The sequence below is a fragment of the Nonomuraea sp. NPDC003201 genome (genome assembly GCF_053590415.1).
This window is the reverse complement of record NZ_JBSFTC010000774.1, coordinates 1-1,138: the sequence shown is the minus strand read 5'-3', so window position 1 is coordinate 1,138 and position 1,138 is coordinate 1. Positions and strand designations below refer to the sequence as shown.

The window sequence follows — 1,138 nt, the reverse complement described above, 5'->3', positions numbered from 1 at the left end:
CTGCCCGCCGCGCTCGGCGCGGCCGCCGCCACCGGCGGGCCGGTGCTCGCGGTCAGCGGCGACGGAGGGGCCATGTACGGCCTGGCCGAGCTGGCCACGCTGCACCAGCACCGGCTCGACGTGACCTGGCTGATCGTGGACGACGGCGGCTACGGCATCCTGCGCGAGTACATGACGGACGCGTTCGGCGCCGCCACGGGGACCGAGCTGGCCAGGCCGGACTTCGCCGCCCTCGCGGCGGCCTTCGGCGTCCCGGCCCGGCGCACCACTCCGGAGGACCTGGAGAGCGACCTGGCGCGGGCGCTGCGGACCCCGGGGCCGAGCGTCGTCGTGCTGCCCGCGACCCTGCGCATGTTCGCCCCCACTCACCTGGCGGGCTAGCTCTTGCGGAAGGCGTCCGCGTGGTCCCGCGCCCACTGCTCGAACGTGCGTGGCGGCCGTCCGAGCACGTCCTCCACGGTCGGGTGGACCGTCGTCTCGTCGAGCGTGCCGTCCACGAAGAACTGGAAGAAGGCGTCGACGTACTCGACCGGCATGCCCGCCTCCATCTCGGCGCGCGCCTGGCTGTTCGTCAGCCCTTCGCACCGCAGGTCCCGGTCCAGCACCCGGGCGAGAACGGCGACCTGGTCGGCGGGCAGCAGCGCGCGGGAGCCGGTCAGCTCGTGGATCCGGCCCTCGTGCTCGCCGCTCAGCAGCGCGCGGGCCGCGACGGCCGCGATGTCGTACGGGTCGACGGCCGCGACCGGCACCTCCGCGAAGGGCACCCGCACCACGTCGCCGGCCTCGAGCTGCGGGAGCCAGCGCAGCGCGTTGGACATGAACGACCTGGGCCGCAGGAAGGTCCAGGCCAGACCCGACTCGCGCACGTCCCGCTCCGAGAGCGTCATGTAGCGGGAGACGGCGTTCCCGAGGTCCTCCAGCGCGGCCGAGCCGCCGGACAGGAGCACGACGTGCCGCACGCCGGCGTCGCGGGCCAGGGCCAGCAGCCCGGGCATGTCCGCGTAGCCCGGCATGAGGAACAGCCCCTGGGCGCCGTCGAGCGCTCCGGCCAGGACGCCGGCGACGTTGGTGACCACGCCCTCCAGGATCATCCCCGAGGACAGGTCGGAGAGCTTCTCGACGCCCTCCTTGAAGACGG

General features: G+C 74.4%; 2 protein-coding genes. One reads left to right on the top strand and one right to left on the bottom strand.

Annotation, left to right across the window (positions count from 1 at the left end):
• Positions 1–381: thiamine pyrophosphate-dependent enzyme (locus ACWDX9_RS63560; protein WP_449973494.1), on the top strand; the 381-nt coding region annotated here is incomplete at its 5' end.
• On the opposite strand, the gene ACWDX9_RS63555 is transcribed toward ACWDX9_RS63560, so the two are convergent.
• On the bottom strand, positions 378–1,138 hold a 761-nt coding region (locus ACWDX9_RS63555), incomplete at its 5' end, for a hypothetical protein (protein WP_449973493.1). The two genes, ACWDX9_RS63560 and ACWDX9_RS63555, sit on opposite strands and share 4 nt — an antisense overlap.